The organism is Acinetobacter sp. 479375 (genome assembly GCF_000581715.1).
GTDB classification, from domain to species: domain Bacteria; phylum Pseudomonadota; class Gammaproteobacteria; order Pseudomonadales; family Moraxellaceae; genus Acinetobacter; species Acinetobacter ursingii.
In genome coordinates this window covers 22,451-36,387 of record NZ_JEZN01000001.1, presented here as the reverse complement: position 1 = coordinate 36,387, position 13,937 = coordinate 22,451, and the positions used below count along the sequence as shown (strand labels likewise).

Sequence of the window (13,937 nt, the reverse complement as noted above, 5' to 3'; positions counted from 1 at the left end):
TATTATTTTAGGAAATAAGTTTTCAATGATCGGTTGTTTAATTGGTGAAGTATTTGCACTGGAAGCACCTACGGTACTCCTGAATGTCAATGGTGTTGGCTATGAAATTGATACGCCACTTTCAACATTTTGCCAACTCCAAAAAGGGCAAAAAGCAACATTATGGACGCATTTAGTGGTGCGTGAAGATGCTCAACAACTTTATGGTTTTTTAGAAGCACAGGAAAAGACCATTTTCCGTACCTTGCTGAAGGTTAATGGTGTTGGCCCTAAAATGGCACTGGGTATTTTATCGACTTTAAGCGTTGAGCTTTTGATCCAAACCATTGAACATGATGATATCAATACCTTGGTGAAAGTTCCGGGTGTGGGTAAAAAGACTGCTGAACGTTTGATGATTGAACTTCGTGACCGTTTTAAAGCACTTGCAAATCAAGGCAGTGCGACCTCAAACAATAGTATTTCGCAAATTCAGTTTGTATCTAACTCTCCTGTTGCCGAAGCCGAAGCTGCATTACAGTCATTAGGTTACAAACCGATTGAAGCACAAAAAGCAGTGGCTGCGGTGAAAGCTGATTATACTGAAGCCGCAGACTTAATTCGTGCTGCACTCAAATCAATGATGAAGTAACCAATCATGCATGACCGTTTAATTAGTGGCAAAGAAAAACCAGAAGATCAATTCGATCGTGCGATTCGCCCGACTTCTTTGGCAGACTATATTGGTCAGCCCGTGGTACGCGAGCAAATGGAAATTTTCATTGGTGCTGCGCGTGGACGGGGTGAAGCACTGGATCACACCCTGATTTTTGGTCCACCCGGACTCGGTAAAACTACACTTGCCAATATTATTGCCCGAGAAATGGGAGGCAATTTAAAATCCACTTCTGGGCCTGTGCTGGAACGGGCTGGTGATTTGGCTGCCATGCTCACCAATCTTGAAGAAGGCGATGTGTTATTTATCGATGAAATTCATCGTCTTTCTCCTGTTATTGAAGAAATTTTATATCCTGCGATGGAAGACTACCAACTGGATATTATGATTGGCGAAGGTCCAGCGGCACGTTCAATTAAACTGGACTTACCACCGTTTACACTGGTTGCTGCAACAACACGCGCAGGCTTGCTCACCTCACCGTTGCGTGATCGTTTCGGGATTGTGCAACGTCTGGAATTTTATTCGGTTGAGGATTTAACGCATATTGTCACCCGTTCTGCCAACTTAATGGATGTACCGATTACCCAAACAGGTTCCGAAGAAATTGCGCGACGTTCGCGTGGTACACCACGTATCGCCAATCGTTTATTACGTCGTGTACGTGACTATGCTCAGGTCAAAGGCACAGGTGAAGTCACTCAGGACATGGCACAACGTGCACTAGATATGCTCAATGTCGATAAATCTGGCTTAGATACACTCGATCGACGTTACCTGAGTATGATACTAGAACGCTTTGAAGGTGGCCCCGCAGGCGTTGAAGCTCTTGCTGCTGCTATGGCCGAAGATAGCGGAACTCTGGAAGATGTCATTGAACCGTATCTGATCCAGCAAGGCTACGTGATGCGTACTGCACGTGGGCGTATTGCCACCAATCATGCCTATGCCCAGTTTGGAATCACCCCACCTGAGCAGCGATAAGCAAAACAACGTTTTGCCGCTGCGCAAGACGAGAAGCTATGCTTCGAGTAAACGCGTTAAGAAAAACGAGGCTTTTTAGCGGCGCAAGACGAACAGCTAGGCTGTGAGTGATAGCGATAAGCAAAACAACGCTTCTTACGGAATATATTCCTCATGCGCAAGACGAGAAGCTATGCTTTGAGTAAAAGCGTTAAATAAACTTCATGCATCTTTTTAAGGCTTTTTCGTGCATAGACCTCATTCTAAGCTGAACAATGATGCCCTAAACCACAGTGTTAAAGGAGCATCCTTTTGCCAGATCTATTGCTCACGTTTAAGTCGATATGCTTTCAAACCACTTGCTATCAAGCGATCTCAGATTGAAAGCTTGTGCCATTTGACGAAATAGTCATTATGCTAAACTTCCATGCGTTTAAGAGCATTACTTCCAGAGCGCCCTAGCCGATAAAAATCGGGCAAGCCCTGCTTACTTGTTATTGTTTATACCTTAGTACGGATATCTATCATGGCTAATCTTTTTGAGTTCAAAATTCGCGTATATATTGAAGATACAGATGCTGGTGGTATCGTTTATCATGCCAATCATATCCGCTTTATGGAACGGACTCGTACAGAATGGCTACGTGCTTCTGGCATCGATCATTATTGGCATCAAAAAGATTATAATTTTGTCGTACATAAAATCGCATTGAAATACATGCGCCCAATTATGATGGACGACATGATTACTGTTACAGCGAGTGTACTTTCATGTAAAGCTTCGTCATTTGTATTGCAACAAAATATTTATCGTGGTGAAATCATGCTTGCTTCTGGCGAGGTTGAACTGGCATGTTTAAACACAGAAATGCGACCACGCCGACTCCCTGATGAAATTCGCAATCTTATTCTTCAAGAACTGGAACAAGATTAAAAAAACATACTTTGGCACATGTAACTATGGCAACACAGATCCAATCTTCTCTACATATTTCTGATCTTATTTTACAAGCAAGCCCTGTCGTTCAGGCAGTCATGCTTTTATTACTTTTGGCATCAATTTATAGCTGGTATCTGATCGCCAAGTTACATATGGGCTATAAGAAAGCAGCACAACAAGATGAACATTTTCAAAAAATGTTCTGGTCGGGTGCTGAACTCAATACGCTTTATAACAATGCACAGTTAAATTCAAAACGTCATGGTCTGGAGGATATTTTTTATCAAGGCTTAGGCGAGTTTTTTAAACTAAAAAAACGTCATGCTACTGCAAACCAGACCATTGAAGGAACTGAACGTATTTTGCGTGTCGGTTTAAGCCGAGATCAAAGTATCCTTGAACAAGGGCTTGGTGCATTGGCCAGTATTGGTTCAGTGGCGCCTTATGTCGGTTTATTTGGAACCGTTTGGGGCATCATGAATGCGTTTATTGGCTTGGCTGATGTGGATCAAGTAACACTTGCTACCGTAGCTCCAGGGATTGCTGAAGCCTTGATTGCCACTGCGATCGGTTTATTTGCAGCCATTCCTGCGGTACTCGCTTTTAACCACTATACCGCTAAAGGCGAAGCGATTTATTCAGATCGTGCGCTTTTTGCCGAGGAAATGGTGGCATTATTACAACGTCAGTCTGTGGGTTCTGCACAGGAAGAAGTTTAATGGCCATTCAGCGTTCAGGACGCTTTGAGCGTATCAAAAAACCATTAAAAAGTGATATGAATGTCGTGCCGTATATCGATGTGATGCTCGTATTACTGGTGATTTTCATGGTAACAGCACCGATGATTACCAGTGGTATCAAAGTTGATTTACCGCAAGCGACCAATACCCCGATTGAAACCAAAGAACCCGCGATTGTCACATTAGGGCAAGACGGCAATATTTATCTGCAATATAAAGAACATAATAAAGAGCAGGTTTCTTTATCTCAGTTAAAAGAAATTTTAGGTGATGCACAAACTCAAGCAGATGAAAGTAATCAAAAAATAACGGTATTGGTTAACGGTGAAAAAACCAGACCATATGGTGATGTGGTTTCTTTAATGTCAAGCTTGCAAGAAGCGGGTTTAACCCAAGTTGGTCTACTCACTGAGCCATTAAAGTAAGTTATGAAGAATTTTCAAAAGCCACCTTTTCAGGAAAAAGCAATTGCACTTGGTTTTACGCTTGGCGTACATGCCCTTGCGATTGTCGGCTTGCTTTATTTAGGTTTAAGTAAACCGCCTGAACCACCAAAAAAAATCACAACTGTGCTGGTCAATCCTGCGGATTTAGCGATTCCTGTTCAAGAAGCAGAAACCACCAGCACCCAAGTTGCTGAGCAAATTCAAACTACACAAGAACCTGAAGTTACAGCACCTGTTATTCCGAGCAGTCCACCACCTACCCCTGCTTTAACCAAATCCACTGAAGCCATTGAAAAAGCCAAAGCGGAAGCAGCAGAAAAGGCGAAACAACAAGCCGACGCGAAAGCTGAAGCTGCTGCTAAAGCAAAACAGCAAGCTGACGTGAAAGCCAAAGCAGAGGCCGCGGCTAAAACACAACAACAAGCGGATGCTAAAGCAGAAGCAGTGGAAAAGGCGAAACAACAGGCAGATGCCAAAGCTAAGGCAGAGGCCGCGGAAAAAGCGAAACAACAGGCGAATGCTAAAGCTGATGCAGCAGCAAAGGCAAAACAACAAGCGGATGCCAAAGCTAAAGCTGATGCAGCAGCTAAAGCAAAACAACAGGCGGATGCTAAAGCTGATGCAGCAGCAAAAGCAAAACAACAAGCGGATGCCAAAGCTAAAGCAGATGCAGCAGCGAAAGCAAAACATGAAGTAGATGCAAAAGCTAAAGCCGATGCAGTAGCAAAAGCAAAACAACAAGCAGATGCAAAAGCTAAAGCCGATGCTGCGGCAAAAGCAAAACAACAAGCAGATGCAAAAGCTAAAGCCGATGCAGCTGCAAAAGCAAAACAACAAGCAGATGCAAAAGCTAAAGCCGATGCAGCAGCAAAAGCAAAACATGAAGCAGATGCAAAAGCTAAAGCAGATGCGGCAGCAAAGGCAAAACATGAAGCAGATGCCAAAGCGAAAGCAGAAGCGGATGCTAAACGAAAAGCAGAAGCAGATGCGGAAGCAAAAGCCTCAGCTGCCAAGCAAGCCGCTGAAGAAGCGGCTCAGAAAAAAGCTGACGCTAAAAAAATTGCATCCACAGCAAAACGTGATTTTGAGCAGAAAATCTATCGCACTTGGGATATTCCAATGGGATCATCGGGTAAAAAAGCAACTGCTCGTGTCACCTTAACCGATAGTGGTGCTGTTGCCTCCGTGATTGTAAATGCAAGTGATCCAGATATGAAAGCGAGTGTAGAAGCTGCTGTTCGTTCAGCCGCACCTTATCCGATGCCTTCTGATGCAGATGCACGTCGTGAAGCAAGAACTTTCACATCAACATTTACTGCTAAATAATATTTTGGTCATAATTACATGGTTTAAATGGATTTTGACCCTGTAATTATGCTAAATACTTTTATTCCACAAAAATGAGCCGCTCTCACAATACGACTATGGATATGAATCGCAAACATCTCTTATCAATCGCTATCATTACTGCACTGAGTTCAGCTTTTGTTCCCCAAGCATTTGCACAACTGCATCTTGAAATCGCCAAAGCACCAGAACAAGCCCCTAAAATTGCGATTGTTCCCTTTGCCAATGATCAATCCATTTATCCTATTGTTGAAAATGACCTAAACCGTTCTGGTCGTTTTACCAGTGCATCAAACAATTTACCTGTTACAGGTGCAATTGATCAGATTCAGACAGATGCATGGCAAGCGGCGGGTATTCCTTATGTTGTTGTGGGAAATATCAAACCTTCCGCCAATAATAGTTCTGAAGTGCATTATCAACTTTATGACGTACAAAAAAAGCAGTTTTTGCTGAATGAATTATTAACCGTACCTAATTCCCGTGTGCGTCAAGCTGCTCATATGATCAGTGATGCCATTTATCAGGCATTAACAGGGATTCAGGGTGACTTTAGTGGTCGTATTGCCTATGTTCTACGTACCCCCGCCACACCTGAACAGCGCTATACTTTACAAATCGCAGATACTGACGGCGAGCAGCCTAAAACTGTGTTGTCTTCGCGTGATCCAATCCTTTCGCCTGCATGGACACCTGACGCGAAAAAAATCGCGTATGTTTCGTTTGAAACAAAACGTCCCGCGATTTATTTACAAGATTTGGCAACAGGTCAACGTGAAGTGTTGGCTCGCTTTAAAGGTTTAAATGGCGCGCCAAGTTTCTCACCTGATGGTAAGTCGATGTTGTTTACTGCATCTATGCATGGCAACCCAGAAGTCTATCAAATGAATCTGGAAACCCGTCAACTGCAACGGATGACCAATGACAGTGCGATTGATACCGAAGCTCGTTACGCGCCAGATGGAAAGTCTTTTATTTTTACTTCTGATCGCGGCGGTTCAGCACAAATTTATCGCTATAGTTTTGATGATGCTTCTGTTAACCGACTCACTTTCCGAGGTGCTTTCAATGCCCGTGGAACTTTAAGTGCAGATGGAAAAAATATTGCACTGGTACATCGCCCATCGGGTAGCAATTACAAAGTGGCCATTATGAATATTTCGACGGGTATCGTAAATATTTTGACCCCAACCAGTTTAGATGAATCGCCAAGTTTTTCACCAAATGGCCAGATGGTGGTTTATGCCACTCGCGAAGGTAATCGTGGCCTACTCTCTGTGATGTCCACAGATGGTCGATTCCGCATGAATTTACCAAGTGAACAAGGCGAAGTTCGTGAACCTGCTTGGGCACCTAAATAAATTGGTCGCCTAAATGACGATGAAGCACTTATATTTTTTAACTGAATTAGATGGAGATCACAATGAAAGCCGTTAAACTATTCGTTTTACCCGTACTCGCAACTGCTGTCATTATGACAGGCTGTGCAAGCCGTAAACCTGCTGCTGAAATTCAAGCAGGAAATAATCCAAATAGTGCTGGCACAGTCAATACATCTGGGTTGAGTGACGATGCTGCATTAAATGCACAAAACCTAACAGGTGCATCATCAAAAGGTGTGACTGCTGCAAATCGTGCTGCACTTGCAAAACGTGTGGTTCACTTTGATTATGACAGCAGTGACTTATCTTCTGAAGATTATCAAACGCTACAAGCGCATGCTCAGTTTTTAATGGCAAATGCAAATTCACGTGTCGCGCTCACTGGACATACCGATGAACGTGGTACACGTGAATACAACATGGCTTTAGGTGAACGTCGTGCTAAAGCCGTTCAAAGCTTTTTGATTACCAATGGTGTCAATCCGCAACAATTAGAAGCGGTGAGTTATGGTAAAGAAATGCCTGTAAATGCAGGGCATGATGAAGCAGCGTGGAAAGAAAACCGCCGTGTAGAAATTAACTACGAAGCTGTTCCACCCCTATTGAAATAATGATTCTTTAGATCATCAAAATCGCTTAAAGTCTCAGACTCTAAGCGATTTTTTAATTTAGGGACTTTGTTGTTCCTGCTCTGTTTTAGGCGGATGCATGGATTCAATCAAATCGTGTTTATTAAACTCTTTGTATTCAGGTTTCGCCTCATACCCTTTCCACGCTTCATCTACAGACTCTTTTGAAATTTCGTCGAGATTAATCGGTTCATTTGGGGTTGGCATCGCACCGAAGGTTTTGGTCGTCATGCCTCGTCTCCTCTCATACTTATACTGACTTTTCACATCCTTATTATTATTCAACATAACACGTTGCTGTACACTTGCAAGCATAAAATCGCAACAAATAAAGTCATATAATTTTTCTTTTAGGTCGATCTCATCTACACTATAGCCATTTCTAAACGACCCTTTTCATTTTGGAGTTTTCCTGTATGTCAAACCTGAATTTGACGCAATATTTACAACAACAATCAGGCCATTTGACACCTGAACTTGCTCAAGTGATTGAAACCATTGCCGCTACTTGTAATACCATTGATCAGGCATTACAAAAAGGTGCTTTAGCAGGCATTCTGGGGAGTGCAGAAAATGAAAACGTTCAAGGTGAAACCCAGAAAAAACTGGATGTGATCTCAAATGATTATTTAATTGATGCATTAAAAGTTCACCCACATGTCGGTGGTTTGGCATCTGAAGAACTCGATGATTTCACACCAGCTCAAGCAAACGGTAAATATTTGGTGTTATTTGATCCACTTGATGGTTCTAGCAACATTGATATCAATATGTGTGTCGGTACAATCTTTTCAATTTTACCTGCCAAAAATGCAGTCACTCAAGCGGCTGATTTCATGCAAGCTGGAACTGAACAAGTTGCAGCAGGTTATGTTTTGTATGGCCCATCTACGATGTTGGCTTTAACTGTTGGCAATGGTGTTGCATTCTTTACTTATGATCCAGAAAGTCAGCAATTTATTCTGACGGCTGATCAAGTCAAAGTCAGTGAAGAGACACAAGAATTTGCAATCAATGCTTCTAACCAGCGTCATTGGGAGCAGCCTGTAAAACGTTATATTGATGAACTTCTTGCAGGAAAAACCTCAGTTCGTGCAAAAGACTTCAATATGCGCTGGGTCGCATGTATGGTGGGTGATATTCATCGTATTTTATGTCGTGGCGGTATTTTCCTTTATCCTTATGATTTAAAGGATCCAAAGAAAGCAGGACGTTTACGTTTAATGTATGAAGCCAACCCGATGAGCATGCTGATCGAACAGGCTGGTGGCGCATCTACGACAGGCCGTGTCCGTATTTTAGAGATTCAGCCCACTGAATTACATCAACGTGTCCCTGTGATCATTGGCTCTAAACAAGAAGTTGAGCTGGTAACCAGTTACCATTAATTATTTTTTATAGCGATGATGCTTCACCGCATCATCGTGGATTTTCTTTTATGGCTATTATTTTTCTTGAATCAAAAGACAACGCTAAAATTAAGCATTTGCGCAGTCTCATTGAGCAACAAGCCTACCGAAAAAAACAACGTCAAACGGTGCTTGAGGGAACTCATCTGTGCCTGTCATGGTTGCAGGAAAAAGGCAAACTTGTCTCGCTTTTTACTACTGAAGCTGCTTTAGAGCATTCAGATTTACAAGCGATTATTGAACAATATAATGGCGCTGTTTTTGTCATTAGTGAAACTTTGTACAAAGACATTAGTACATTGGGCACCAGTTTAGCTTGTCTCGCGGTGATAGATTTACCGCAAAGTAGCACAGCACTGGATTTTCAGGCAGATACGCTTATTTTGGAAAATATTCAGGATCCAGGTAATGTAGGTACTCTTTTACGCTCCGCTGCTGCTGCCAATATCAAACAAGTTATTTGTACTAAAGGCTCTGCATCGCTTTGGTCACCTCGCGTACTCCGTGCAGGTATGGGTGCGCATTTTAGTTTACATACCTTTGAAAATATTGAACTTGAAAGCTTACTAGATCAATTTAACATCCCAGTATTTGTTACCAGTTCACATCGTTCAAATAGTTTATACGAACAAAATTTAACTAAGCCTTGCGTCTGGATTTTAGGTAACGAAGGTCAAGGGGCCTCTGATTATGCCCTCGGCCATGCGCAAGCAGTCGCGATTCCACAGCCTGGCGGACAGGAATCTCTTAATGTCGCAATTGCAGGCTCAATTTGCTTTTTTGAAATGGTTCGACAACGTCTTTAAATCGTTAATTTATATTAAAGCGGCTCAATCATTTGAAAAAAATCATTTAAACTTAAATCTGTCAAAATAACATCTTATATTGTCAACCTATTCTTTCTTTTCTGCGTTATATAGTAGGTAACTGTAAAAAAGGAAGAATGGGGATCGAATGACAGGATTTTCCATTTCTATGGACTTAGCGCCAAAGCAGTCTGGATCAGAAGTTGATAGTGTTCATGTGAATACGGCTGAACATCGCCTAAAACATTTTATGAATGAAGTCACAGGACGCGCGCTGGTCATGATGGAAAGTGCAACACAGGGGCAACAAGGTATAGCGATGGATTTGGTACAGGAAGCTTTTATTTCTTTACACAAATCTTATGCCGATAAAACTCTTGATGAATGGTATCCCCTGTTCTATACGATTTTAAATAACAAATTACAGGACTGGCGACGTAAAGAAGCGCGCCGATCTAATCCTTTTTCTTTTTTTAAAAAGGTGAGTCTTGATAGTGATAATGATGAAGTCATTGAGGTTGTTGATGAAACAACACTGAATCCTTCAGATTTTTTAAGTCAGGAAGTCACCATTGAAGAAATTCAAGAAGCCATTGCAGAACTTCCGCTACGTCAGCAGCAAGCATTTATGTTACGTGCGTGGGAAGGCTTTGATACACAAACCACTGCACAGATCATGAATTGTAGCGAAGGCAGTGTAAAAACGCATTATCATCGCGCTATTCAAGGGCTTCGTACTGCTTTAGCTCATTTAAATCCATCTTTGGGAGGTTCATCAGATGAATCGAGATGATTTTACCAAGCAGGTAACGTCCAAGCTTGATGGACTTGCACGTCACCATAAGCATAAACCTCAGGTCATCGCCAACGTTTTGGATACGATTAAGCGGGAACCACGATCTTTTTATCATATCTGGAAAATGTCTGGCTTTGCTCTCGCTGCTGCGATTACAGGATTTGTCATTTTACCTGCTAGCTTTGATACGTCGGATCAATCACAAAATCAGGTGATGGCAAGTCCAAAACTTTCACCACAAATGGTGGAAGATTTGGAAATGCTGAGTGTTTTAGGTGAGGATAAAGTTCCACATGGTAGCTAAAAAAATAGCGCTGGCACTCTGTGCGCTTAGTTTTTTACAAACCAGTTTTGCTGGTTTTGAACGCTTTTGGATATTTTCAAAAAGTGCAGATACCAAAGTCAATGAAACGTGGAATACCTTATCCGAAAATGAACAACGTGCATTGATCAAACGTTATGAGTCTTTAAAAGATGAACCCAAAGATCAATCTGTTGATTTACAGCAAAGAATGGATTGGTTTACTCAATTGCCTGAGCAAGAAAAGCAAAAAATGCGTGACGCATGGCAAAAGATGAGCACTCAGGAAAGAAATGATTTGCGTAAACGTATGCAAAAGGCCCCTTTAGAGGAGCGTGCTGCAATACGTGAAGAATACATAGAAAAATATTTGACGCCCCAATCTCACTGATCAAAAAGCCAGTCGTTAAAGACTGGTTTTTTATTGACTAAACTTGATTACCACGTAGTGAATGATAATAAATCTGATTACGACCCAATTTTTTTGCACGATATAAGGCTTGATCCGCATACGAGAGTAGTTCTTGTTGATCAATATTGGCTTCACCCCGATATACTGTTATTCCTAAACTAATCGTGATTTGCTTCGAAACTAGCGATTTTTCATGATGAATTTCAAGCCGTTCAATCGAACGATAAATATTCGATGCAACTGCATAAGCCCCTTGTGCATCGGTTTCAGGTAATAACACCACAAATTCTTCGCCCCCATAGCGAGCCACGAAGTCCATGTGCCGAATCGAATTTTTTATGGCTTTTGCCAGACTGGCTATGACATGATCACCCATCTGATGCCCATAAAAATCATTATAATTTTTAAAAAAATCGATATCGATAAACAAAATTCCTAAAGAGCTGTTATCCCTTCGGGTCTGTAAATAGAACACATCTAACATTTCATCGAAAGTTCGTCGGTTAGAAAGTTGGGTTAATCCATCATGCTGACTCAGATGTAAAAATTCAGAGGCATGAATGCGCTGAATATTTTCATTAATTTCAGAAAGCTTTGCATTTAAAAACAACATTCTTTCTTTAGATACCAACATTGAACTAATGGCAAAACCTAACAAACAACTCCCGATTAAAGCGCGCGTTAAAATCACCAGATGAAAATCAATATTAAAAACTGTAAGCCACGTCAACGTAATCAATGCAGATAGCATTCCGACCATTAACATATGTATAGGTTTTAGCCCACTCAGAATAAAACCCAACATATATATAAATGAGATCAATAACATCGCCTGATTTTTAAGTGCCTCGCTCTGTACAGTCATCATCAGAATTGATGTGACAACAATTGCCCAAAGCACGATCGTATAGGCTGCCTGATAAAAATATGGCCTTAATGATGAAATTTTGGCAAAAGCGACATAAACCAATAAACATACCGCCCCATTGATCACGCTTAAAAGACATCGAACAAAATCTGAAATAAAATATTGTTTCTCGATGACCATATAATCACCAGGAACCGTCAATAACATAAAAATAATATAGGTGACGAGACCGCTCCAAAAAAATTGAATAGTATTTAGCCGTGTACGCTCAATATGCATATTCCAGAACTGCTTTTCCAATACCGTTGGTAAAGCCCGATTGGTCTGTTTTTCACGTACATGTGAAAGCTGTTCAACTTCTTCTTTTCTTTTATGAAGCTCGTCAAGGTTGTATTTATAATCCATTACACCCTGCAAGAAATCATCCTTATTTGAATAAAAATAATACACTTAACATGACTTTTATCAACCTGATTTCGCTTTTTATCCATAAAACTGTTTACCATTTTGAGCATATATGGATTATCATCTGTTTTATTTTTCAGTTTGAATCGCCTTGGATACTATTACTCTTCTTCAGCCCGATGACTGGCACGCTCATTTACGTGATGGTTTAGCCCTACAACGTACTGTTCCTGATTTAGCTCAACAATTTGCCCGCGCAATCTGTATGCCTAATCTGGTTCCACCAGTAAAAACTGTTGAAGAAGCACTGGCCTACCGTGAACGCATCATGGCGCATGTACCTGAAGGGATAAATTTTGATCCGCGTATGGTGTTGTATTTCACTGATCAAACATCTCCAGATGAAGTCCGTAAAATTAAAGCTTCAGCACATGTCAATGCAATTAAGCTCTATCCTGCTGGTGCAACCACCAATTCAGACAATGGGGTCAGTGATATCCGCAAAGTCTATGCGGTGATTGAACAACTCGAAGAACATCAGGTTCCATTATTACTGCATGGTGAAGTCACTCATCATCATGTAGATATTTTTGATCGTGAAAAACGTTTTCTTGATGAAATTTTATCGCCATTATTAAAACAATTTCCAAAGCTTAAACTGGTTCTTGAACACATCACCACCAGCGAAGCTGCACATTTTGTACTTGAACATGATCGCAATGTGGCTGCAACTATTACCCCGCAGCACTTATTGTTTAATCGTAATGATATGTTGGTCGGTGGAGTTAAACCACACTTCTATTGTTTACCGATTTTAAAACGTCAAACGCACCAACAAACATTGATTGAAGTTGCAACCAGTGGTAATCCAAAGTTTTTCTTGGGTACAGATAGTGCACCGCATTCGAAAAATGCTAAAGAAAATGCATGTGGCTGTGCAGGCTGCTATAGTGCCCCCACTGCAATTGAGCTGTATGCGCAAGCATTTGATCAAGTCGGTAAAATTGAACGACTTGAGGGCTTTGCCAGTCACTTTGGGGCAGACTTTTATGGTTTACCGCGCAATACGACAACCATTACCTTGGTCAAAGAGGAACAAACCATTCCAGAACAACTCGATTATCTGGATGGTGAAAAAATTATTCCACTGTATGCAGGTAAAACTCTTCAATGGAGGAAAGTGTGAACCAACAAATCAGCGCTCCACCCGTTATTGGGCAGCGTTTTCGTGGTTTCTTGCCTGTTGTGGTCGATGTCGAAACGGCAGGTTTTAATTCACAAACAGATGCTTTACTCGAAATCGCCTGTATTCCGATCGTTTATAACGAAGCAGGCCAGTTTGTACCTGGTGAAGCTTATCATGCGCATATCAATCCATTTGAAGGCGCCAATCTCGATCGAAGATCTTTAGATTTTATTGGGATTGATCCTTTTAACCCTATGCGTGTGGCTATGGCTGAAGATGAGAAAACAGCGCTACGCCGTATTTTCAAATCTATCAATGAAGTCCGTCGTCAACAGCAATGTACCCATGCTGTACTGGTTGGTCATAATGCTCATTTTGATCTTGGATTTTTACAAGCAGCCATTGCACGGACATCAACCAAAAATCAAAATCCATTTCATAGCTTTTCAGTTTTTGATACTGTCACTTTAAGTGCGGTGATGTTTGGTCAAACTGTTTTGGCAAGAGCCTGTATTCAGGCTGGAATTGAGTTTGATGGTAAAGAAGCCCATTCAGCTTTGTACGATACCCAAAAGACGGCTGAACTGTTTTGCTATATTTTGAACAAACTCGCACCCTACTTACTTGACACTTTACCGGCGGATTCTTAAGA

17 protein-coding genes are annotated in these 13,937 nt (G+C 41.4%); 15 read left to right on the top strand and 2 right to left on the bottom strand.

From position 1 onward, the window contains the following. The first annotated feature begins 25 nt into the window (after positions 1 to 25). The 8 genes from ruvA (at position 26) to pal (ending at position 7,084) form a co-directional block, all read left to right on the top strand. The gene (ruvA, locus tag J500_RS00200; RefSeq protein WP_004996820.1) at positions 26 to 631 is read left to right on the top strand and encodes a Holliday junction branch migration protein RuvA; all 606 of its coding nucleotides are present in this window, start codon (positions 26 to 28) and stop codon (positions 629 to 631) included. 6 nt (positions 632 to 637) lie between these two features. After that, on the top strand, positions 638 to 1,639 hold the full coding sequence (gene ruvB / locus J500_RS00195) for a Holliday junction branch migration DNA helicase RuvB (protein WP_004996818.1): 1,002 nt from the start codon (positions 638 to 640) through the stop codon (positions 1,637 to 1,639). Positions 1,640 to 2,144: 505 nt separating this feature from the next. Next, positions 2,145 to 2,552 carry a tol-pal system-associated acyl-CoA thioesterase gene (gene ybgC / locus J500_RS00190; RefSeq protein WP_004986831.1) on the top strand — a complete coding sequence of 136 codons (408 nt, stop codon included), beginning with the start codon at positions 2,145 to 2,147 and terminating at the stop codon, positions 2,550 to 2,552. A gap of 26 nt (positions 2,553 to 2,578) precedes the next feature. Beyond that, entirely contained in the window at positions 2,579 to 3,277 is a 699-nt protein-coding gene (gene tolQ / locus J500_RS00185) for a protein TolQ (protein WP_004986832.1), read from the top strand. Continuing rightward, complete coding sequence (gene tolR / locus J500_RS00180) at positions 3,277 to 3,723, top strand: protein TolR (RefSeq protein WP_004996812.1); 447 nt, start codon at positions 3,277 to 3,279, stop codon at positions 3,721 to 3,723. Before tolQ ends, tolR begins: the two co-directional genes overlap by 1 nt. A 3-nt stretch (positions 3,724 to 3,726) precedes the next feature. Further along, a complete protein-coding gene (gene tolA / locus J500_RS00175; RefSeq protein WP_004986835.1) occupies positions 3,727 to 5,070 on the top strand; it encodes a cell envelope integrity protein TolA in 1,344 nt (447 codons plus the stop codon). 98 nt (positions 5,071 to 5,168) lie between these two features. Continuing rightward, a complete protein-coding gene (gene tolB / locus J500_RS00170) occupies positions 5,169 to 6,452 on the top strand; it encodes a Tol-Pal system beta propeller repeat protein TolB (protein ID WP_034697645.1) in 1,284 nt (427 codons plus the stop codon). Positions 6,453 to 6,514: 62 nt separating this feature from the next. Further along, positions 6,515 to 7,084, top strand: coding sequence for a peptidoglycan-associated lipoprotein Pal (pal, locus tag J500_RS00165; RefSeq protein WP_004986839.1), 570 nt, complete (start codon positions 6,515 to 6,517; stop codon positions 7,082 to 7,084). Between the two features lie 57 nt (positions 7,085 to 7,141). Here the strand turns inward: pal and J500_RS00160 are convergent, their stop codons facing one another. Next, positions 7,142 to 7,333, bottom strand: a complete 192-nt coding sequence (locus tag J500_RS00160) for an NF038105 family protein (RefSeq protein WP_004986842.1) — start codon at positions 7,331 to 7,333, stop codon at positions 7,142 to 7,144. Between the two features lie 185 nt (positions 7,334 to 7,518). On the opposite strand from J500_RS00160, the gene J500_RS00155 reads away from it, so the two are divergent. The 5 genes from J500_RS00155 (at position 7,519) to J500_RS00135 (ending at position 10,805) form a co-directional block, all read left to right on the top strand. Next, a complete protein-coding gene (locus J500_RS00155; RefSeq protein WP_004986849.1) occupies positions 7,519 to 8,490 on the top strand; it encodes a class 1 fructose-bisphosphatase in 972 nt (323 codons plus the stop codon). Positions 8,491 to 8,540: 50 nt separating this feature from the next. Further along, positions 8,541 to 9,317 carry a TrmH family RNA methyltransferase gene (locus tag J500_RS00150; protein ID WP_004986853.1) on the top strand — a complete coding sequence of 259 codons (777 nt, stop codon included), beginning with the start codon at positions 8,541 to 8,543 and terminating at the stop codon, positions 9,315 to 9,317. A gap of 169 nt (positions 9,318 to 9,486) precedes the next feature. Beyond that, on the top strand, positions 9,487 to 10,110 hold the full coding sequence (locus J500_RS00145; protein WP_004986856.1) for an RNA polymerase sigma factor: 624 nt from the start codon (positions 9,487 to 9,489) through the stop codon (positions 10,108 to 10,110). After that, positions 10,097 to 10,417, top strand: a complete 321-nt coding sequence (locus J500_RS00140) for a hypothetical protein (protein ID WP_004986858.1) — start codon at positions 10,097 to 10,099, stop codon at positions 10,415 to 10,417. The genes J500_RS00145 and J500_RS00140 overlap by 14 nt, the downstream gene beginning before the upstream one ends. After that, positions 10,407 to 10,805: a DUF3106 domain-containing protein gene (locus tag J500_RS00135; protein ID WP_004986859.1), complete on the top strand. Its 399-nt coding sequence runs from the start codon at positions 10,407 to 10,409 to the stop codon at positions 10,803 to 10,805. Before J500_RS00140 ends, J500_RS00135 begins: the two co-directional genes overlap by 11 nt. Positions 10,806 to 10,842: 37 nt before the next feature. On the opposite strand, the gene J500_RS00130 is transcribed toward J500_RS00135, so the two are convergent. Next, entirely contained in the window at positions 10,843 to 12,099 is a 1,257-nt protein-coding gene (locus J500_RS00130; RefSeq protein WP_004996794.1) for a GGDEF domain-containing protein, read from the bottom strand. 151 nt (positions 12,100 to 12,250) lie between these two features. On the opposite strand from J500_RS00130, the gene pyrC reads away from it, so the two are divergent. Together pyrC and rnt are read left to right on the top strand one after the other, a co-directional pair. Further along, positions 12,251 to 13,285, top strand: coding sequence for a dihydroorotase (gene pyrC, locus J500_RS00125; RefSeq protein WP_004986865.1), 1,035 nt, complete (start codon positions 12,251 to 12,253; stop codon positions 13,283 to 13,285). Next, entirely contained in the window at positions 13,270 to 13,935 is a 666-nt protein-coding gene (gene rnt, locus J500_RS00120) for a ribonuclease T (RefSeq protein WP_034697642.1), read from the top strand. Before pyrC ends, rnt begins: the two co-directional genes overlap by 16 nt. The last annotated feature ends 2 nt before the right edge of the window (positions 13,936 to 13,937 follow it).

Excerpts from the sequence above, each read along its gene's own strand:
- ruvA (WP_004996820.1), top strand. The coding sequence starts at position 26 with ATGATCGGTTGTTTAATTGGTGAAGTATTTGCACTGGAAGCACCTACG.
- ruvB (WP_004996818.1), top strand. The coding sequence starts at position 638 with ATGCATGACCGTTTAATTAGTGGCAAAGAAAAACCAGAAGATCAATTC.
- ybgC (WP_004986831.1), top strand. The coding sequence starts at position 2,145 with ATGGCTAATCTTTTTGAGTTCAAAATTCGCGTATATATTGAAGATACA.
- tolQ (WP_004986832.1), top strand. The coding sequence starts at position 2,579 with ATGGCAACACAGATCCAATCTTCTCTACATATTTCTGATCTTATTTTA.
- tolR (WP_004996812.1), top strand. The coding sequence starts at position 3,277 with ATGGCCATTCAGCGTTCAGGACGCTTTGAGCGTATCAAAAAACCATTA.
- tolA (WP_004986835.1), top strand. The coding sequence starts at position 3,727 with ATGAAGAATTTTCAAAAGCCACCTTTTCAGGAAAAAGCAATTGCACTT.
- tolB (WP_034697645.1), top strand. The coding sequence starts at position 5,169 with ATGGATATGAATCGCAAACATCTCTTATCAATCGCTATCATTACTGCA.
- pal (WP_004986839.1), top strand. The coding sequence starts at position 6,515 with ATGAAAGCCGTTAAACTATTCGTTTTACCCGTACTCGCAACTGCTGTC.
- J500_RS00160 (WP_004986842.1), bottom strand. The coding sequence starts at position 7,333 with ATGACGACCAAAACCTTCGGTGCGATGCCAACCCCAAATGAACCGATT.
- J500_RS00155 (WP_004986849.1), top strand. The coding sequence starts at position 7,519 with ATGTCAAACCTGAATTTGACGCAATATTTACAACAACAATCAGGCCAT.
- J500_RS00150 (WP_004986853.1), top strand. The coding sequence starts at position 8,541 with ATGGCTATTATTTTTCTTGAATCAAAAGACAACGCTAAAATTAAGCAT.
- J500_RS00145 (WP_004986856.1), top strand. The coding sequence starts at position 9,487 with ATGGACTTAGCGCCAAAGCAGTCTGGATCAGAAGTTGATAGTGTTCAT.
- J500_RS00140 (WP_004986858.1), top strand. The coding sequence starts at position 10,097 with ATGAATCGAGATGATTTTACCAAGCAGGTAACGTCCAAGCTTGATGGA.
- J500_RS00135 (WP_004986859.1), top strand. The coding sequence starts at position 10,407 with ATGGTAGCTAAAAAAATAGCGCTGGCACTCTGTGCGCTTAGTTTTTTA.
- J500_RS00130 (WP_004996794.1), bottom strand. The coding sequence starts at position 12,099 with ATGGATTATAAATACAACCTTGACGAGCTTCATAAAAGAAAAGAAGAA.
- rnt (WP_034697642.1), top strand. The coding sequence starts at position 13,270 with ATGGAGGAAAGTGTGAACCAACAAATCAGCGCTCCACCCGTTATTGGG.